The 18,882-nt window shown below is 38.5% G+C and carries 17 protein-coding genes; 12 read left to right on the top strand and 5 right to left on the bottom strand.

The window, feature by feature from the left end; genetic code table 11:
- Positions 1 to 22: 22 nt before the first annotated feature.
- Both AC07YT_RS05785 and AC07YT_RS05780 read left to right on the top strand, forming a co-directional pair.
- Complete coding sequence (locus AC07YT_RS05785; protein WP_494945210.1) at positions 23 to 1,750, top strand: RagB/SusD family nutrient uptake outer membrane protein; 1,728 nt, start codon at positions 23 to 25, stop codon at positions 1,748 to 1,750.
- A 97-nt stretch (positions 1,751 to 1,847) separates the two neighbouring features.
- Entirely contained in the window at positions 1,848 to 2,705 is an 858-nt protein-coding gene (locus tag AC07YT_RS05780) for a glycoside hydrolase family 16 protein (RefSeq protein WP_086545719.1), read from the top strand.
- Between the two features lie 124 nt (positions 2,706 to 2,829).
- Here AC07YT_RS05780 and AC07YT_RS05775 read toward each other — a convergent pair whose 3' ends face one another.
- Together AC07YT_RS05775 and AC07YT_RS05770 are read right to left on the bottom strand one after the other, a co-directional pair.
- Positions 2,830 to 3,360 (bottom strand): OmpA family protein, encoded by a 531-nt coding sequence (locus AC07YT_RS05775; RefSeq protein ID WP_086549284.1) that lies wholly within the window; start codon positions 3,358 to 3,360, stop codon positions 2,830 to 2,832.
- Between the two features lie 127 nt (positions 3,361 to 3,487).
- Positions 3,488 to 4,186, bottom strand: coding sequence for an NUDIX hydrolase (locus AC07YT_RS05770; protein ID WP_086549285.1), 699 nt, complete (start codon positions 4,184 to 4,186; stop codon positions 3,488 to 3,490).
- 163 nt (positions 4,187 to 4,349) lie between these two features.
- On the opposite strand from AC07YT_RS05770, the gene AC07YT_RS05765 reads away from it, so the two are divergent.
- The 3 genes from AC07YT_RS05765 to AC07YT_RS05755 are packed head-to-tail and all read left to right on the top strand — an operon-like array spanning position 4,350 to position 8,291.
- Positions 4,350 to 5,405: a UDP-glucose--hexose-1-phosphate uridylyltransferase gene (locus tag AC07YT_RS05765; RefSeq protein ID WP_086545720.1), complete on the top strand. Its 1,056-nt coding sequence runs from the start codon at positions 4,350 to 4,352 to the stop codon at positions 5,403 to 5,405.
- A gap of 18 nt (positions 5,406 to 5,423) precedes the next feature.
- Positions 5,424 to 6,575: a galactokinase gene (locus AC07YT_RS05760; protein ID WP_086545721.1), complete on the top strand. Its 1,152-nt coding sequence runs from the start codon at positions 5,424 to 5,426 to the stop codon at positions 6,573 to 6,575.
- 39 nt (positions 6,576 to 6,614) lie between these two features.
- Positions 6,615 to 8,291, top strand: a complete 1,677-nt coding sequence (locus AC07YT_RS05755; protein WP_086545722.1) for a sodium/sugar symporter — start codon at positions 6,615 to 6,617, stop codon at positions 8,289 to 8,291.
- A 271-nt stretch (positions 8,292 to 8,562) separates the two neighbouring features.
- Here the strand turns inward: AC07YT_RS05755 and AC07YT_RS05750 are convergent, their stop codons facing one another.
- Positions 8,563 to 9,813: a Na+/H+ antiporter gene (locus AC07YT_RS05750; protein WP_086545723.1), complete on the bottom strand. Its 1,251-nt coding sequence runs from the start codon at positions 9,811 to 9,813 to the stop codon at positions 8,563 to 8,565.
- Between the two features lie 283 nt (positions 9,814 to 10,096).
- Complete coding sequence (locus AC07YT_RS05745; RefSeq protein ID WP_086545724.1) at positions 10,097 to 10,435, bottom strand: RNA recognition motif domain-containing protein; 339 nt, start codon at positions 10,433 to 10,435, stop codon at positions 10,097 to 10,099.
- 300 nt (positions 10,436 to 10,735) lie between these two features.
- Here AC07YT_RS05745 and AC07YT_RS05740 point away from each other — a divergent pair, with 300 nt between their 5' ends.
- The 7 genes from AC07YT_RS05740 (at position 10,736) to AC07YT_RS05710 (ending at position 18,268) form a co-directional block, all read left to right on the top strand.
- A complete protein-coding gene (locus AC07YT_RS05740; RefSeq protein WP_494945209.1) occupies positions 10,736 to 12,616 on the top strand; it encodes a sialate O-acetylesterase in 1,881 nt (626 codons plus the stop codon).
- Positions 12,617 to 12,728: 112 nt separating this feature from the next.
- A complete protein-coding gene (locus AC07YT_RS05735) occupies positions 12,729 to 13,121 on the top strand; it encodes a nuclear transport factor 2 family protein (RefSeq protein ID WP_086545726.1) in 393 nt (130 codons plus the stop codon).
- Between the two features lie 360 nt (positions 13,122 to 13,481).
- Positions 13,482 to 15,992, top strand: a complete 2,511-nt coding sequence (locus AC07YT_RS05730) for a beta-L-arabinofuranosidase domain-containing protein (protein ID WP_086545727.1) — start codon at positions 13,482 to 13,484, stop codon at positions 15,990 to 15,992.
- A 72-nt stretch (positions 15,993 to 16,064) separates the two neighbouring features.
- Positions 16,065 to 16,928, top strand: coding sequence for an OmpA family protein (locus AC07YT_RS05725; RefSeq protein WP_086545728.1), 864 nt, complete (start codon positions 16,065 to 16,067; stop codon positions 16,926 to 16,928).
- Between the two features lie 119 nt (positions 16,929 to 17,047).
- Positions 17,048 to 17,629, top strand: coding sequence for an HPP family protein (locus tag AC07YT_RS05720; RefSeq protein ID WP_086545729.1), 582 nt, complete (start codon positions 17,048 to 17,050; stop codon positions 17,627 to 17,629).
- Between the two features lie 200 nt (positions 17,630 to 17,829).
- On the top strand, positions 17,830 to 17,961 hold the full coding sequence (locus AC07YT_RS05715; RefSeq protein ID WP_494945208.1) for a hypothetical protein: 132 nt from the start codon (positions 17,830 to 17,832) through the stop codon (positions 17,959 to 17,961).
- Positions 17,951 to 18,268, top strand: a complete 318-nt coding sequence (locus tag AC07YT_RS05710) for a hypothetical protein (protein ID WP_086545730.1) — start codon at positions 17,951 to 17,953, stop codon at positions 18,266 to 18,268. Before AC07YT_RS05715 ends, AC07YT_RS05710 begins: the two co-directional genes overlap by 11 nt.
- 245 nt (positions 18,269 to 18,513) lie before the next feature.
- On the opposite strand, the gene AC07YT_RS05705 is transcribed toward AC07YT_RS05710, so the two are convergent.
- The gene (locus AC07YT_RS05705; protein ID WP_086545731.1) at positions 18,514 to 18,714 is read right to left on the bottom strand and encodes a DUF3606 domain-containing protein; all 201 of its coding nucleotides are present in this window, start codon (positions 18,712 to 18,714) and stop codon (positions 18,514 to 18,516) included.
- Positions 18,715 to 18,882 lie beyond the last annotated feature (168 nt).

The following is an 18,882-nucleotide window of genomic DNA, read 5'->3' as shown; positions in this document are numbered from 1 at the left end:
TGACATGAAAAAAATAATATTAATGATAGCTTTATGTGCTTCAATAGCAGCATGTAAAAAAAATAGCGATTTCTTAGATAGCAAAGCAGATACAGGAGAAACTGAAGCTTCGGTGTTTTCAGATAGTTTAAAATCTATCCGCTTTCTTACCCAAATTTATAGTGCTTCATCTTATAGTTTTGCAAAAGGACGCTTTAGCAGCCACGGAAATACCGAAATGGCTACCGATGATGCCGAATACGCCTATTCAGGGCCAACCCAGAATGCGGTAATCATGTACAATGGAACACTTTCGCCAACCAATTTTTGGAGTGGGGGTGGTTTACCCGATTTTTGGACAACTCCTTATGCCAATATCCGTAGGGTAAACCTGATGTTATCTAAATTGCCTGTTATTCCACTTTCAGAAGCAAAAAAGAAACGCATTACCGGCGAACTGAAATTCCTGCGGGCATGGTATTATCATTTACTGCTGATTAATTTTGGTGGGATACCGCTTGAAGGAGATAATGTTTATGGCATTACCGATGTGATCGATCTTCCCCGGTCATCTTTTGACGAATCCGTTAATTACATTACTTCTGAGCTCGATGCTGCGGCCAATATTTTACCCGTTACTGCCGATTATGCGGAGCAGGATTACGGGCGGGCAACCAAAGGAGCTTGTTTAGCGTTAAAATCGAGGGTTTTATTGTATGCTGCCAGTCCATTGTTTAATGGTGGTGCTATAGCACAGGCTTCTGCAGCTGTAAAATCAATTGTAAGTTATCCGAGTTATAGCGTAGCCCGTTGGCAAAAAGCAGCCGACGCGGCAGAAACACTGATTAATACCGGTACCTACAGTTTATTTGAAGATAATGTTACTGCTCCGGGTTACGGTTTTTACAATGTGTTCTTAAAAAGGGTTAATTCTGAATATATTTTCACCTTTAACAGGCCATCTAACCGCGATTTTGAAGGTTATTACAATCCACCATCAAGGGGAGGGGCAAAAAATTCTACGCCAACACAGCAACTGGCTGCAGCTTTCCCAATGAAAAATGGAAAAGCAATTACCGACCCTACTTCAGGTTATGATGCCGCAAACCCTTACACAAACCGCGATCCCAGATTCGGTTATTCAATTATTTACAATCAATCGCTATATTACAGTACCACAACCAGTACTAAAATTGTGGTAAATACCTATAATGGCGCTCCAACTGATGGTTATACGTCAAATGGAACCGGGCCAACCACAACGGGTTATTATGCCCGTAAAATGTGCGATGAGAATATTTCGAGCAACAGTTCTTTCAATACAGAAAGGGGCTGGCCGTTAATCCGTTATGCAGAAATTTTATTAAACTATGCCGAAGCCATTAACGAAACCGGACAAACAGCACTGGCATATCCAAAATTAGTGGCTATCCGTAAACGCGCAGGCATAACTGCAGGTGCTGATAATTTATATGGCTTAAAGGCCAATATGTCCGTAGATGAAATGAGAGCTGTGATTCAGAATGAGCGCCGCATTGAACTAATGAATGAAGATCACCGTTGGAACGACATTAGAAGATGGAAAATAGCAGTTGATGTAAACAATGGTTTTAATAAAGCAATTAATATTACCAAAACAGGAAATGTGTATACCTATCAGGTGGTGAATACCATCCGTCAGCATGTATTTAACCCGCAACATTATTTAATGCCAATCCCACAGTCGGAAGTTTCGAAGATGCCTTCAATGCTTCAAAATCCTGGCTATTAATTTGATATGGTTAGTGTATCGGGTCGTCTTTTTTGGCGATCCGGTATTTTTTAAATTAAGTTTTTAGTTAAATTGTACTATAATTAAGAAATTACCCATGCAAAATAGAATCTCATTCTCTCTTATTGTTTTGTTAGCCATTTTTATGCAATCCTGTGCCATCAAAAAAAATCAAAATGTTTCAAACCTTTATGTTAAAGAAGGTTATAAACTGGTTTGGAGTGATGAGTTTGAAAAAGATGGAGTGCCAAATCCGGCCAATTGGGATTATGAAAAAGGTTTTGTGCGTAATGAAGAATTACAATGGTACCAGCCAGAAAATGCTTTTTGCAAAGATGGCAAGCTGATTATAGAAGCAAGGAAAGAAGTAAAACCTAATCCGCTTTATGTAGAAGGAAGCAACGATTGGCGTAAAAAACCTAAAAATATAGCTTATACTTCTGCCTGTATCATCACCAAAGGTTTACAGAGCTGGCAGTATGGGCGATTCGAAATGAGGGGAAAGATTGATATCTCGGATGGACTTTGGCCGGCATTTTGGACACTGGGTGTAAAAGGCCGCTGGCCTGCCAATGGTGAAATTGATATTATGGAATACTACCGCGGAAAATTACTGGCCAATATTGCTAGTTTAGGCGCCAATAGAAAGCCAAAATGGTTTAGCAATACCAAAACCATTGCCGAATTGGGTGGAAAAAAATGGGCAGAAGCGTTTCATATCTGGCGTATGGATTGGGACAGCGAAGCCATTAGCTTATCTGTAGATGGGATACTCCTGAATAAAACCAATTTAAGCGACCTTAAAAATGATGATGGCTCCGATTTTCATCCTTTTAAACAACAACATTATATCTTATTTGATCTGGCCATGGGTGGTATGAACGGTGGATCGTTAAACGATACTAAATTCCCCAACAGGATGGAAGTCGATTACGTTAGGGTTTATCAGAGATAAATGCTTTTCCAATTGTCCTCCTGTGTAAACGTATCAGGTTTTTAAAACCTGATACGTTTATTCGAAACAAAAAGAGCCATGGAAATTAAACCATGGCTCTTTTTGTTGTTTTTTTTAAAAAGAATTAATTCTGAACTTTTATTTCAGTCCTTCTGTTCAGTATTCTGCCTTCTTCGCTGGTATTGCTGCTGATCGGCTCTTTCTCGCCATGACCAACAACTGTGAAATTATTTCCGCTTAAACCTGCGTTTATGAAGTACGATTTTACTGCGTTTGCACGGTCAACAGAAAGTTGCATGTTGTGCTCTGGTGTGCCTTCGGCAGATGAATGGCCATTAAGAATGAATTTTGTGTTTGGCGATTTTTTCATATCCGCAACAGCTTTATCTAAAATAGAGAATGATGATGTTTTAAGTACGAAAGAATTAAACTCAAACTGGATATTATCTAAATTAAAGTTTGGCTTTTCAACGGGAGCCGGGGTTTCTTCTTTCTCCGGTGCAGGTGCTGCTTTTTTCTCTTCTACCGGAGGTGCTGGTTTCTCAACAGGTGCCGGCACTGGTTTTGCAACCAGTTTTTTTGTTTTACAAGCATACATGGTAAGGGTAAACAAAGCTAGGAGCGTACTAAATAAAAGGTTTTTGGTAATGTTCATGTTTAAAATTAATTTAAGTTTATTGTGTGTTTGTTGCCCAAACATACTAATAAATGATTACAGCTATAACGACGTTTTTTAGAAGAAGTTATATTTCTGAAACTGATTTTTAAATTTTAACAAACATTTAAACCTTTAAATTTGGCATTAAGTTTAAGAAGGCCTGCGAATTAGCATGGTATTTCTTTTTATCTAATTTAAAATAAAATGCCCCTTTTTTAGATCCTGTTCTGTCTTTTTCAGCCATCTTAATCAATAGTCCGGTAGAGGTAATTTTACGGCTGAAATTTCTGGTATCAATCTTAGTATCATTTACTTCCTCAAAAAGAATATGCAATTGTGGGATCGTAAATTTTTTCGGCAGCATCTCGAACAAAATAGGATGAAGGGCAGCTTTATACCTTAGTTTTTTTCTGGCATCAGCAACCATTTGGTCATGATCGAAAATAAGTTTTGGCCTGTCATTAATCAGGAACCACTCGGCCTCATAATCGTCATTCAGCTGTGTTTCATATTTATGTATATCAATTAAAGCAAAATAGCCAACAGATAACGTGCGTTCAATAGGGTCGCGGGCAGGCTCTCCATATATTTGCATCTGCTCCAGGTAAACGCCTTCTAAACCGGTCATTTTTTTAAGTACCCTGTTTGCCGCATCATCCGGGCTTTCGTCAGCACCTACAAAACCGCCCATTAAACTCCATTTATTTATTTCGGGCTCTAAACCTCGTTTAACCAATAGAATTTTAAGATGTTCTCCATCAAATCCAAATACGATGCAGTCAACGGCAACAAGATAATGTGGCTGTCTGGAATATTCAATCATTTTTATCCGGGATTTTAAAGGGCTTAATATGTTCAAATTTTCACGAATATAAAAATAATTATTAATTGTCATTTTGACAATTAATAATTATTTTATATTTTAGCGGCGTAGATAAGCTAAGCTAAAATAGCTTTCGTGTTTCTAACCAATTGAAAATAAGAAGATGAACCAAACATTCGAACTCGACAGTAATCCACACACCAGGTTAAATATCTTAACCGGCGAATGGGTTTTAGTATCTCCGCACCGTACCAAAAGGCCCTGGCAGGGTAAGGTTGAAGACGTCACACCAGATAATCGCCCGGAATACGACCCTAAATGCTACTTATGTCCGGGTAATAGTAGGGCAGATGGCGATAGCAATCCGGAATATACCGAAAGCTTTGTTTTTAACAATGATTTTGCCGCGCTGCTTGAAGATACACCAGCCGGTAATATGAATGAACATGATTTATTGGTAGCCAGTAATCAGAGGGGACTTTGTAAGGTAATCAGTTTTAGCCCCAAACACCACCTTACACTTCCCGAAATGAGTGTTAAAGCAATAACTGCTGTGGTAAATGTTTGGCAGAACGAATTTAACAGCCTGGCTGAAAACAATTGGATCAAATACATCCAGATTTTTGAGAACAAGGGCGAAATAATGGGCTGTAGCAATCCACACCCGCATGGTCAGATCTGGTCGCAGGGCGATATTCCATTGGAAATCGCCAAAGAAACCGAACGCCAGAAATCTTACTATGCTATTCATAAAAGGAGCTTATTATCCGATTACCTTAAATTAGAGCAGAAGAAAAAGGAGCGCATTATATTCGAAAACGATCATTTTGCCGTGCTTGTTCCTTTCTGGGCGGTATGGCCGTACGAAACGATGATTATTAGTAAACGCCATGTAAATAGCATTAGGTTGTTTACAGAAGCCGAAAAGGAATCGTTAGCTGAAGCCATTAAGGTATTAACAACCAAATATGATAACCTGTTCGAAACTTCTTTTCCATATTCTGCCGGCATGCACCAGGCGCCGGTAAATAATGGCTATTACCCTGAATGGCATTGGCATATGCATTTCTATCCGCCATTATTGCGCTCGGCATCAGTTAAAAAGTTTATGGTGGGTTATGAGATGTTGGCCAATCCTCAACGTGATATTACCCCTGAGTTTGCCGCAAACCGTTTAAAAGAAATGTCTGCAACACACTATAAAATCAGCAAGGTTTAAAACTAAAAATATTAAATAATGAATGCACAACATTTAAAAAATACATTTAAAAAACTTTTCAACGCTGAGCCTATTTTGGTGCGTTCGCCGGGAAGGATCAATATTATTGGAGAACATACCGATTATAATGGTGGTTTTGTAATGCCTGCTGCTATTGATAAGGCCATTTATGTCGCCATATCAAAAAGAGGAGACGATGAAATACATTTATTTTCAGAGAGCTATCAGCAGTTTGATATTTCATCGATAAACAGTTTAAAGAAATCAGAAAATAGCTGGGCAAACTATATTTTAGGCATTGCCGATCAGTTAAAGGAAAGAGGTTACCAGCTGGGTGGCTTTAACTTTTATATCGATGGCGATGTGCCTTTGGGCGCGGGTTTATCCTCATCGGCCGCTGTAGAATGTGCAACCGGATTTGCACTCGATCAACTTTTTTCGCTTTCTGTTTCCAGGATGGATATCGCATTAATTGCACAAAAAGCCGAACAAACTTTTGCCGGGGTTAACTGCGGTATTATGGATCAGTTTGCCTCGGTATTTGGCAAGAAGGATCAAGCCATTATGCTCGATTGCCGATCGATGAAACATATTTACATTCCTTTAAAATTGGATGGTTATAAACTTTTGCTTTTAAATACCAATGTAAAACATGCACTAGCCGATTCGGCTTATAACAAAAGAAGATCACAGTGCGAGCAAGGTGTAGCCTGGGTAAAAGCGCATTATCCAAATGTAAGTACCCTTCGTGATGTAGACTTAACCATGTTAGAAACCTATGTTAAGCCAATGGACTTAGAAGTGTATAATAAGTGCCGTTTTGTAGTAGAAGAAATCGGGCGTTTATTAACAGCAGCTGAACAGTTGGAGAACGGTAATTTACAAGCTTTAGGTAAACTGATGTTCGAAACACACGAAGGTTTAAGCAAAGATTATGAAGTAAGTTGTAAAGAATTGGATTTTCTGGTTGAAGCGGTTAAACCATTAGATTATGTGCTGGGTGCCAGAATGATGGGCGGTGGTTTTGGTGGTTGTACCATCAATATTGTGAAAGAAGAAAAAATTGCTGATTTAGTCGAAGAGTTATCTTCAAAATATTTATTGCAATTCGGGCTCAAACTTGATTCCTACACTGTTCAAACCGATAACGGAACCAGTTTATTCAATTAAAATTTAAACAACCCAAGTTATACTAACCAAAATAAATCAATGAAAAACAACTTATTAGACACGAAGGATTACATTGTATTTGCAATCTACTTCGTTATTGTAGCCGCTTACGGGCTCTACATTTACAATAAGAAAAAGTCTGAATCTACGGGTTCTAAAGATTATTTTCTTGCTGAAGGCTCTTTAACCTGGTGGGCTATCGGCGCATCGTTAATCGCCTCGAATATTTCAGCCGAGCAGTTTATCGGTATGAGCGGATCAGGTTTTAAAATGGGTCTTGCCATTGCAACGTACGAATGGATGGGCGCAGCAACATTAGTGGTAGTCGCGGTATTTTTCATTCCGGTTTACCTGAAAAACAAAATTGCCACCATGCCGCAGTTTTTGCATCAGCGTTATAATGGTACAGTGGCCATGATTATGGCTGTTTTCTGGCTATTACTTTATGTTGTAGTTAACTTAACCTCTATTCTTTACTTAGGTGCTTTAGCAGTAAGCAGTATTTCTGGTTTCGATCTCAGTTTCTGCATGTACGCCATTGCAGGTTTTGCCATTATCATTACACTAGGTGGAATGAAAGTTATTGGATATACCGATGTGATCCAGGTGTTTTTCCTCATTCTGGGTGGTTTGGCCACGACTTATCTAGCTTTAAACCTTGTATCTACCCACTATGGCACAACAGGTATTTTCGAAGGTTATAGCTTAATGACTTCAAAAGCATCTGAGCATTTCCACATGATTCTAAAGCCAGAGAACGAAAATTATATCGATTTACCAGGTTTAAGTGTGCTGGTAGGTGGTATGTGGATTGTGAACTTAAACTATTGGGGCTGTAACCAATACATCACGCAACGTGCTTTGGGTGCTAACCTGGAGACTGCCCGTGGAGGTATTCTTTTCGCGGCATTCTTGAAATTATTAATGCCAATTATTGTCGTATTACCGGGTATTGCCGCTTATGTTTTATTTAAAGATGGTGCCTTTCAGTCAGAAATGCTTCAGGATGGAGCTGTAAACCCAGATCGTGCGTATCCGGTCTTGTTAAATTTACTTCCTGCCGGATTAAAAGGGCTTTCCTTTGCCGCATTAACCGCTGCGGTTGTAGCTTCTTTGGCTGGTAAGGCAAACAGTATTGCAACTATTTTTACTTTAGATATTTATAAAAAAGTATTAAGAACTGATGCCACAGAGAAAAACCTGGTAACTACAGGTAAAATTTCGATCATTGTAGCGATGATTCTTGGCGTATTAATTGCACCACATTTAGGAATCGATAAAAAAGGTGGTTTCCAATATATTCAGGAATATACAGGTTTTGTTTCTCCGGGTATTTTTGCCATGTTTATTTTAGGTTTCTTCTGGAAAAGAACAACTTCAACTGCTGCATTATTCGCTACCATTGGCGGTTTCGGCTTATCGATTTTACTTAAATTCTTACCTAACCTTACCGATCTTTCCTGGTTATCGGGTATGGGTTTCTCTGTTAAAAACGCAGCAGGCGTTTATGAAATTCCATTCTTGGATCGTATGGGCTTTGTATTTGTATTCTGTATTATTGGTATGTACATCATCAGTATGTTGAGCAACAAAGCTGAAGCAGAAGCAAAAGGATTGGCAATTGATGCGAAGATGTTTAAAACTTCTACCAGTTTTGCAGTAGGTGCTTTAATTATCATCGGATTATTGGTTGCACTTTACAGTGTATATTGGTAAATCATAAATTATAGCAATGAAAAAGGGATTAAATCGTCAGATTTAATCCCTTTTTTGTTTAAATGTGCTTCTTGAAGACTGTGCCCGCTTCTAAATTTAAACCTTAATGTTTTAAATCCTTAATAATGAAGTATGCCGTCCTAAAGGTCCTGAAACAAGTTCAGGAAGACAACTTTCTCTTGTAATCGTCATGCTGAATTTATTTCAGCATCTTTCCTGTAAAACAATTTAAATTGACGATGGCTTTATAACTTGCGCTAAGAACTAGCCATTAATCCTCTTCAGTAGCCAGTTTTTTTACCAACCATGGTAAAGTAAGTCCTTGTCCGATCAGGGTAAACAGGACCACCACAACGGATATAAATATAATGGCATTTCGTTGTGGAAATGCACTGCCATCCGATAAGGTAGCTGGTAATCCAATGGCAATGGCCAGTGAAACAATACCCCTCATTCCCGACCAGCTGATAATCAGACTGTTCTTGAAATCGAGCAATGCGTCTTCTGTAATGCGGTGTTTCCCTTTTTGAAAAGCTTTTTGAAGATTAAATTTTTGCAGGAAAACACGTGCCATCCGCAGTAACAAAGCTACAATGGTAATCACCAGCGAATAAGCAATATAAGGGAGAATATCTGTACTGTTGATATTTTTGTATACATAAGGGAACTGTAAACCGATTAAGATGAAAATCAGGCCGTTCAATAAAAAGATAATAATGTCCCAGATGTTTTTCGATTGATTTTTAAGCTGCTCCGGAAATACCTTGTTGCTAAACCTGGATATGCCCAATCCTAAAATAACCACGGCAATAACCCCCGAAACATGTACTTGTTCCGCAATTAAATAGGTAACAAAAGGCATCAACAACATAAAGCTAATGGTTGCCAGGCGGTTGTTGTGGATCCTTTTAATGATAAATGCCAAAATTCTCGACATCACCACGCCGATTAAGAATCCTCCAGCCATTAAAAGGGCAAATTCGAGAGATGCTTTCCAAAATACAAAGGCTGTTCCGGTTACCGCGGCAACAGCAAAACGATAGGCTACCAGTGCAGAAGCATCGTTAACTAAACTTTCACCCTCCAAAATGGTGTTGGTTTTGTGCGATAAACCGAGTCCTTTGGTAATACTCATCGCCGCAACCGCATCAGTAGCCGAAAGAATGGCGCCCAATACAAAAGATACCGGCCAGCTCATCCCCGGAATCATATAATGCGCCACTACAGCAATACCAATAGCGGTGATAAAAACCAGCGTAATGGCAAGTGCAAATATGGTATTGATATTGGTTTTAAATTCCTTAAATGAGATATTAAAGGCAGCATCGTAAAGCAATGGCGGTAGGAATATCAAAAATATAATTTCAGGATTAATATCAATTGGTGGTAAAGATGGTACAAAACCCACTGCAATTCCAGCTATAATCAATAAAATAGGATAGGGGATTTTAATTCGATCGGCGATAGCAGAAAGGCCAATCATCACCGCTAAAATAAATATTACAATGGCATAATTTTCCATATCTGCAAAACGCGTTTTTTAATAAATGTCGAAACACTTAATGCAAAATATAGGTTTAGAACTGAATTAAAAAGTTTCTGATCAAAATAAATTTACCGATGAAACGTGGAGGATGCCTGGAATTCTACTGCGATTAGTACATTTAAATTTAATGAAGAAATCCTTCATGTTCTTCAATTCTTAATGGTCAACAAAAAAATGCTAAATTAATTGCTGAAACGAGGCAGTATCTCTTTTAAAAAAAAACTGGAAAATTATAACAAAGGCAAGCTTTAATCAGAAACTAACGCTGTAACCGGGGTCTTTTACTTTTAAAAGCCTGGTTGGCTTTTGGCTTTGCTGCCTGAACACCGCTTTCCTCTTCAGATATTTTAACTGTAATGACATTCCCTTTAAAAGTTTCGCCATTTAAGGTTGATACAATGTTTTTAGCATCTGGAAGACTGTAAATTTCCAAAAAAGCATATCCTTTACATTTGCCCGTCGCCCTGTCGCGAACAATTTTAATTGTTTCTACCCTGCCATGAAGGCTAACCAATATTGCCAAATCCATCTCCTGGATATTGTCAGGAAGGCCACCTATGAAAATCTTAACCATTAATTCTTTAATTTGAGAGAACATTTGGGTCAATAAATCTTAAATCCAGAGCTGTTCTTTTAGACCTGCAAAATAAGCAAAATGATGTTCTTACCCAAACTAATTGTATGAATTTTGCCTCATTTTTATCATAAATTTGTGAAGAGCAGGCATATATATTGATGTTGATCATCAGAAAATGTACATTCGCTTTCTAATCATCAAATAATAGGTTAAAATATGAGCATCCCCAGGTTAAAATCTATACTTCTCATCGCGTTTTTACTTTTCTCCTCTCAGTTTATACACGCTAAAATTTTATTGCCCTCAGTTTTTAGCAATAACATGGTTTTACAACAAAAAACCAATGCAGCAATCTGGGGTAAAACTGATGCGGGTAAAGCAGTTAAAGTAACGGTTTCGTGGAATAAAATTAATTATGGCGCTATTGCCGATGCCGGTGGTAATTGGAAAATTAAAGTGGCAACGCCTGGTTATGGAGGGCCCTATACCATCACCATATCAGATGGAGAATTGTTGGTGCTCAATAATGTATTAATTGGCGATGTGTGGATCTGCTCCGGACAATCGAACATGGAAATGCCATTGGCAGGCTGGGGCAAAATCCTCAATAGTGAAAAAGAAATTGAAGCAGCTCAATATCCAAATATCCGTTTATTACAGGCAGAGCATGTAACCAGTAATTTTCCGCTTAATGATGCCAAAGTGGCTAATGGTGGTTGGCAGGAATGTAGCCCTAAGTATATTGCGGAGTTTTCTTCAACGGCTTATTTCTTTGCACGCGAAGTGTATGAAAAAACCAAAATTCCGATTGGACTGATCCATACCTCGTGGGGAGGAACAATTGCTGAAGCGTGGACAAGTGCCGAATCGTTAAAAAAGATGGCGGATTTCTCAGCTGCAGTTGATAAGATTCAGCAATCAGCTAAAAATCCATCAACAATTTCTTACGAAGAAAAGTTATACAAGTGGGTTAAAATCACTAACGATAAAGATTCAGGTAATCAAGACGGGCAGATGAAATGGGCATTAACAGAAAGTGCCAGCTGGAAAAATATGACTTTGCCAACCTTGTGGGAAGATGCAGCGCTTAAAAATTTTGATGGTGTGGTTTGGTTTACAAAAAAGATTACAATTCCCGAAAACTGGAAAAGGGATGGGGCAAAGCTTAATTTGGGTACCATTGATGATAACGACATTACTTTTATAAATGGTGTAAAAGTTGGCGAAACGGTAGGTTATAACATTGAAAGAAAATATACTATACCGGCTAACTTGCTTAAAGTTGGTGAAAATACCATCACTGTCAGGGTTTTTGATAGTGGGGGAGGCGGTGGATTATACGATGACACTAAAGATTTAAATTTAACAAATGGTGCTGCAGATAAAATTTCCTTAGCTGGTGAGTGGAAATATAAAATAGGTTTGGATTTTAAAAATATTGAGCCTAAACCTTCCGAAGAAAATGGCCCTAACCGACCAACCGTTTTATATAATGCCATGGTTCACCCTTACCAGCAATTCTCCATTAAAGGAGCTATCTGGTACCAGGGCGAAAGTAATGCCGACAGGGCTTACCAATACCGCGAATTATTTCCAACGATGATTAAAGATTGGCGGCAGAAATGGGCGCAGGGTGATTTTCCTTTCTATTTTGTTCAATTGGCAAATTTTATGCAGATTGATCAAACACCAGTAGAATCTGCATGGGCAGAGCTTAGGGAGGCACAGCAAAAAACACTTGCTTTGCCAAATACAGGCATGGCAACTATTATTGATATTGGTGATGCAAAAGATATCCACCCCAAAAATAAACAGGAGGTGGGCAGAAGACTGGCATTAATTGCGCTGGCTAAAACCTATGGCCAAAAAATAAACTATGCTGGCCCGGTTTATCAATCAAATAAAATTGAAGGAAAACAGATCCTTTTAACCTTTGGTAATAGCCAAAACGGATTAAAAACTGCGGATGGTGAAGCACTAACAGGTTTCGCCATCGCTGGGGCAGATAAGAAATTTTATTGGGCCAAAGCCAGCATCCTGGGCAATCAGATTATAGTAAGTAGCCCTCAGGTGGCCAATCCTGTTGCCGTTCGTTATGCATGGGGAAATAATCCCCTATGTAACCTGGTGAGTAACGATGGCCTGCCGGCATCACCATTCAGAACAGATACCTGGCAGGGCATTACCTTTGCGAAAAAGTAATTCATAAAAATTTGTGCAATATGTGAGGTGAAATCCGTGCAATGCAGGCAATATTTAAAGTTGCACTATTCTTTGTGGCTTACTTTATATTTTTACTGGCTAACCGGAAATTATGCCAAATACCTTATCAGACCAGGAAACCATTCTCCTGATTGCCGACCTGGAAGAAAAATTATTAGATGGGTTTAAAAAAACAGACCTGAACACACTCGATTTATTGTTTGCCGATGGGATGCTCTTTCACGATCAGTATGGAAATGTGTTGGATAAAGAGATGGACCTGGATGCTTACCGGAGCGGCAGGATAAAAATTACCAAAATCAATGTATCCAAGCGGGAAATACGTGTTTTTGAATCTATTGTTATTGTTTCTGCAAGCCTTTTTATTAAAGGAAATTATGCCGATTTACTGCTGAACGGCAAATATCAATGGTTAAGGGTTTGGGGCAAAGTGAAAGAAGAATGGAAAGTAATTTCTGCCAGCTGTACAAGCATTTCAATATAAAATATTTGCTTAAAAATAAGAACGGGGAATAACCAATGGCTATCCCCCGATTCTAAATTAACGCTCTCTGAATCTAATATAGAACTAATCTCAGTTTCCACCAAAAACCTGATGGGCGAACCAGGCCAGTGCTGAGCACGACGCGCTAAAAACAGGCATATATCACAATCTTGGTGTAAACCTCCGGCTTTGCTAACTGTATAATTTTTTATCACTCAATTTTTTATACTCACCGTTTGCACTTGCATTAGCCCAACTGAATATCGTTTTGTAATTATTTGAATCTAGGTTACTAAATCGTTTTAATATTCGCCCATATTTATTATTTTTATAAAATATTGTCTAACCAATAATCCTTTTATGAAAAGAATATTTGCTTCAGTCTATCTGCTGGTTTCCTGTCTATCTATTTATACTTCGAATGCTCAGCATTTAACGGAGTTCAATAAGGCACCCCTAAAACAACATGTTTATGTGCAATTACCAATAGGCAGCATTAAAGCCAAAGGATGGTTGTTAAAGCAGCTGGAACAGCAAAGAGACGGTGCAACAGGAATGGCAGAAGCGCTATACCCGGAAAAAGATAATCTCGGCAAAAATTCCGATTGGCTGGGGGGCGATGGAAACGGATGGGAGCGGGTACCTTATTATGTTAAAGGTTTAGTGGCATTGGCTTATACCTTGGATGATCCTATGCTGAAAGCGAAAGCACAAAAGTATATCGATTGGACGTTGAACAATCAACAAGCCAACGGATTATTCGGTCCACCGAAAATGAAAGATTGGTGGCCGCGCATGCCAATGATGTATGCTTTACAAAGCTATTACGAAGCCACAAATGATAAAAGGGTTATTCCCTTTCTCTCCAAATATTTTAAATACGAACTCGACAACCTCGATGCTGATCCATTAAAAGAATGGGCTAAATCAAGAGCCGGCGATAATATGGAAATAGCCATTTGGCTTTACAACAAAACCGGTGATCAGGATTTATTAAAGCTGGTAGAAAAGTTAAAACAACAGGCTTACCCCTGGATAGATATTTATAGTAACAACGGATTTTACTTTTTCGGTGATGATTTTCAACCTAAACATATGGTTAATGTGGCGCAGGCCCTAAAATTTCCAGTGGTTTATGCACAACTTCAGGATCTTCCTGCTAATCTGGAAGCACTTTCTAAAGGCGTCGCGCACATTATGCACGACCACGGGCAGCCGGAAGGTTTAGGCTCTGGAACTGAATTCCTGGCGGGTACCAGCAGTATAGAAGGTGTAGAAACCTGCACTGTGGTAGAATGGATGCAGAGTTTAGAAACTGCCGCAAAGGTTATTCATGATGCGAAAATTGGCGATCAGCTGGAAAAAATAGCTTTTAATGCTTTGCCGGCACAATTTAGCCGGGATTTTAAAAACCATTCGTATTATACATTACCGAATCAGGTTCAAAGTATTCATGGAGAGCATGGCTTTAATCAGGATTATAGCTCAGGGATCGTTTCTAGTCCCTATTCAGGTTATGGCTGCTGCCGCTATAATATGCACATGGGCTGGCCTTATTTTGTAAAAAGCAGTGTAGTGGCTACTCCTGAAAAGGGATTGGCGGTCATTACCTATGGCCCGATGGAAATAGAAACTGTGGTAGCCGGGAACAAAAAAATTAAAATTACTGAAGAAACCAATTACCCTTTCGAAGAAAAGATCAGGTTAAAAATAGGACTTACCAGTTCTGTATCCTTTCCTTTGATTTTAAGGATCCCGGCCTGGAGTGTAAAACCAGGAATAAAATTAAATGGAACAATATTAAAAGGCGTAAAAGCAGGAGAAATGTTTACCATAGCCCGTGAATGGAAAGATCAGGATCAGTTAGAGGTGGATTTTCCGATGCAGGTTACCACCCAGCTGCAAGTAAACAATTCGGTAAGTGTAGAACGCGGCCCTATGGTTTATGCCCTGGAAATTAAGGCCGTAAATAAGGTCACCAAAACACATGCAGTTGCTGGCTTTACAGATTACGAAATCCGTCCTGAATCGGCATGGAACTATGGTTTGGTACTGGATAGAGGTAATTTAAGTAAGGTGAGTGTGGTGAGCGCCACAATGCCAGAAAACCCTTTCATTGCAGAAAATGCACCGGTTAAATTGAAGGTTCGGGCAAAAAAGATTCCATCATGGAGCCTAAGCTACAATAAGGTGGCCGCTTTTGATGTGCCCTTTAGTCCAATTGCATCTGCCGAAAAAGTGGAAGAAATTACCCTGGTACCTTACGGATCTGAAAATATACGGTTAAGCTGTTTTCCTGTCATCGGTCAGCCAAAAAAAATAAATAAAACTTTGGTTGAAAATTTTGATCAAGGAATGGCGAGCAACTGGGTTTTTTATGGTGGTGGCTGGTTTTGGAAAGATGGACAGGTTAACGCGGCATCCAACGCAGGTTCTGGTGGTTATGGTATAAATGGATCTAAATATGTGGCTAATGGAACAGACTTTAAAGATTTTACTTATCAGGCGGATGTTAAAATCAATACTGCAGGCGATGCAGGTTTAATGTTCAGGGTTTCTCATCCGGCAATTGGTCCAGATGCTTACGAAGGCTATTACGTGGGTTTGGATCAACTTAATGGAACGGTAGTATTAGGGAAAGCAGGCGGGCAAAAATGGACGGTGATCAGTTCAGGAAAATATCCTGTTGAAATGAACAAAATGTATACCTTAAAGATAGTGGCGAAGGGAGATAAATTTGATATTTTTATAAACGGATCAGCTCAGCCCGTTCTTTCTGCAACAGATAATCAATACCACTCCGGTAGTATAGGATTAAGAACATATAAAGCATTGGCAAGTTTCGATTTAGTGAAGATTAACGCTTTTTAACGTCAGCGCAAGGCGATATTAAACATTGCGGCAAGGAATTTGTTAATGTATTATCAATAAATAAAGTAAATTATGAAATTATACAAATCAATACCCATAATACTCTTTACCCTTGCACTCGCTGCAGGTTGTGTAAGCAATAAGAAATATGCCGAACTGCAGGATACTTATGCAAAGCTGAGAGAAAGAAATCAGGAGTTAAGCAATAAATACCAGGACAGCCAGCGTGAGCTTAGTGGCAGCACCAGTAGGGTTAAAAGTTTAGAGGAGCAAATCGCATCAGAAAAAGCCAATGTAACCGCATTACAAGATGCTTTGAACAAATGTTTAAATTCTAGTAGCCAGGGAAATGTTAATATTTCAAAACTGGTTGATGAGATTAATAGCTCAAATAAATACATCAAACAACTCGTTAATGCGAAAAATAAAAGTGATTCGCTTAATATGGTGTTAACGAATAACTTAACACGATCGTTAAGCAGGGAAGAACTCGGAGATGTTGATGTGCAGGTACTTAAAGGCGTAGTATACATCTCTTTAGCCGATAACATGTTATATAAATCAGGCAGTTACGAAGTGTCTGATAAAGCTGGAGAAACGCTGAGCAAAATTGCCAAAATTATTAAAGATTACGATACCTACGATGTATTGATTGAAGGTAATACCGATAATGTGCCTATTGCGCAAACCAATATCCGCAACAACTGGGATTTAAGTGCTTTACGTGCTTCATCAGTAGTTCAGGTATTGCAAACTAAGTATGCTGTTGATCCTAAACGTTTAACTGCAGGTGGACGTGGAGAATTTAATCCAATTGCCGATAATACCACCGCAGGTGGAAAAGCGAAAAACAGACGTACACAAATTATCATTACCCCTAAATTAGATCAGTTTATGGATCTGATCGGAAAAGCGCCTGAGCAATCTCAAAAATAAAAGCAAATAATTAAGCATATAAAGGGTTGGAATTTATTTTTCCGACCCTTTTTTGTATAAACAGCTTTCAACTTCTGCCTAATATTTTGCTAATTTTGCACGCGCTCCATTATGAGGTTATGAGAAAACGGATAAGAAGACACCTTCGAACAGCAAAATATATTGTCTACAAAGAAACTTTAGTTGATTTTAAAGAACACGTTTGGACATTTATAGGCGCATTTTTAGGTATTGGCATTATCGGCTTACTCCATTCCAAATATTTTACGGCCAACGATAATTTATTTCTCATCGGTTCATTTGGAGCCTCCTCCGTACTTATTTATGGAATCATTAATAGCCCGCTGGCACAGCCGAGGAATTTAATCGGTGGGCATGTGCTTTGTGCCTTGGTAGGCGTTACTATCCACAAACTTATTCCCGGCGAAGTGTGGTTATCTTCTGCTTTGTCGGTTTCTTTATCGATCGTATTGATGCAGATCACCAAAACACTGCATCCCCCGGGTGGGGCGACCGCACTAATAGCCAACATCGGATCAGCCAAAATCCAATCTTTAGGTTACCTGTATGTATTATGCCCGGTATTATCTGGCGCGAGTATTTTACTTCTGGTGGCCATTATGGTAAACAACAGGACCTCACATCGCAGTTACCCCAATAATAAAAAATGGTATAGGGTCTGGCACCGTTACCGCAGGTAAAATATATCTCGATAACCATATTGATATGACGATTATACCTGATTATAAATGTATATTTGGTTATATCAGTAATCTTATTACAACACTTTTCTCTCACTGATTTACCATAGCGGTATGCGCTAATCTTAAATGGGTATTCCGATCACCGAATTGTTTATGCAATGATGATGGGTCTTATGAAACTGTAATTGTTTAATGCAATGAGTAGAGACAAAAAGAAAGAGGCAAGTGTAAACAAAAAAGCGCCCTCAGATTATCAATCGGGAAAAGGTAAATCGGTTAAAACTGAAATTGATCTTTTCGCTAAAAAATCTGGTAAAAATGGTAAATAGCGACCAACGGGCTCAGGCAAAGGATTTTTTGTACGAACTAAATAACACCAGACATGAATATGGTTTTTCGGCAAACGAAGAATGGACATTTGACTTGGTAACGAATGGTCAGAAGAAAGACCTGGAGGATAAATATTATCCCGTATTATCACTAAACATTGCACCTGAAAATATGGTGGATATGCTTGATCTTTTACAAGAGAAGCTTGGAAAGGCCGTTGATCATATCAAAGACAGTCTAAGCGTCAAAAAAAGCTTAAAAGAGCCAGCCCATTTATTAGCTTATTGTACAGGTAGATTAAAGTAATGGTTACATTTAAAAATAAGAAAGTTCTTAAATTAAGCTTTAAGAACTTTCTTATCTAGATTTAATTGTTTACTTAGCAGTAGCGCCCTGGTTTATAAAAAGCTTTCTGCTTTGTGTGTAAAGAACCAGTACATTGATGAAAAGCTTAAAACAATCCCAGTCAAATACAAAAAGCACCTGCCAGTGTTAATACTTTTCTAAAATGAAAAATAAATTTCTAGTCAGATATATACTGACAAATAAAATCAAGAAATACTGATTTTATTTTTTTGCTGGCTTAAATAAGCCGCGATTTGATTTAACATAATACTTCTTGTTGCCCGTACTGCAGATTTTAAAACTTCAGAACTTACGCCTAAGCGGTTTGCCCAATAATTTCGGTCTGTTTCTTCGGATAATAAGATGATTTCTTCTTTAAGGCTCGGGGTTTGGGTGAGATTTTTCATAATTGGGATGATTAATTCAGTTAGTAACACGCACAAGCTCGATTTGGTTCTATAAAAATAGATTTTTTTATTTGAAATAACAAGCTGTATAACAGCTGTTTAAAATTTTATCTTAATTTTTTTATTTATAACAAAACAGAGGAATGATTCTATCTGGTGTCGTTAATT

Source organism: Pedobacter sp. GW460-11-11-14-TSB4, assembly GCF_059423705.1.
This window is presented reverse-complemented; position numbering and strand designations above follow the sequence as displayed.

Coding starts and splice junctions, on each gene's coding strand:
- AC07YT_RS05705 (WP_086545731.1), bottom strand. CDS start 18,714: ATGAAAAATCTCACCCAAACCCCGAGCCTTAAAGAAGAAATCATCTTA.
- AC07YT_RS05710 (WP_086545730.1), top strand. CDS start 17,951: ATGGTAAATAGCGACCAACGGGCTCAGGCAAAGGATTTTTTGTACGAA.
- AC07YT_RS05740 (WP_494945209.1), top strand. CDS start 10,736: ATGGTTTTACAACAAAAAACCAATGCAGCAATCTGGGGTAAAACTGAT.
- AC07YT_RS05735 (WP_086545726.1), top strand. CDS start 12,729: ATGCCAAATACCTTATCAGACCAGGAAACCATTCTCCTGATTGCCGAC.
- AC07YT_RS05765 (WP_086545720.1), top strand. CDS start 4,350: ATGAACCAAACATTCGAACTCGACAGTAATCCACACACCAGGTTAAAT.
- AC07YT_RS05725 (WP_086545728.1), top strand. CDS start 16,065: ATGAAATTATACAAATCAATACCCATAATACTCTTTACCCTTGCACTC.
- AC07YT_RS05755 (WP_086545722.1), top strand. CDS start 6,615: ATGAAAAACAACTTATTAGACACGAAGGATTACATTGTATTTGCAATC.
- AC07YT_RS05750 (WP_086545723.1), bottom strand. CDS start 9,813: ATGGAAAATTATGCCATTGTAATATTTATTTTAGCGGTGATGATTGGC.
- AC07YT_RS05785 (WP_494945210.1), top strand. CDS start 23: ATGATAGCTTTATGTGCTTCAATAGCAGCATGTAAAAAAAATAGCGAT.
- AC07YT_RS05720 (WP_086545729.1), top strand. CDS start 17,048: ATGAGAAAACGGATAAGAAGACACCTTCGAACAGCAAAATATATTGTC.
- AC07YT_RS05715 (WP_494945208.1), top strand. CDS start 17,830: ATGAGTAGAGACAAAAAGAAAGAGGCAAGTGTAAACAAAAAAGCGCCC.
- AC07YT_RS05770 (WP_086549285.1), bottom strand. CDS start 4,186: ATGATTGAATATTCCAGACAGCCACATTATCTTGTTGCCGTTGACTGC.
- AC07YT_RS05780 (WP_086545719.1), top strand. CDS start 1,848: ATGCAAAATAGAATCTCATTCTCTCTTATTGTTTTGTTAGCCATTTTT.
- AC07YT_RS05775 (WP_086549284.1), bottom strand. CDS start 3,360: ATGAACATTACCAAAAACCTTTTATTTAGTACGCTCCTAGCTTTGTTT.
- AC07YT_RS05745 (WP_086545724.1), bottom strand. CDS start 10,435: ATGTTCTCTCAAATTAAAGAATTAATGGTTAAGATTTTCATAGGTGGC.
- AC07YT_RS05760 (WP_086545721.1), top strand. CDS start 5,424: ATGAATGCACAACATTTAAAAAATACATTTAAAAAACTTTTCAACGCT.
- AC07YT_RS05730 (WP_086545727.1), top strand. CDS start 13,482: ATGAAAAGAATATTTGCTTCAGTCTATCTGCTGGTTTCCTGTCTATCT.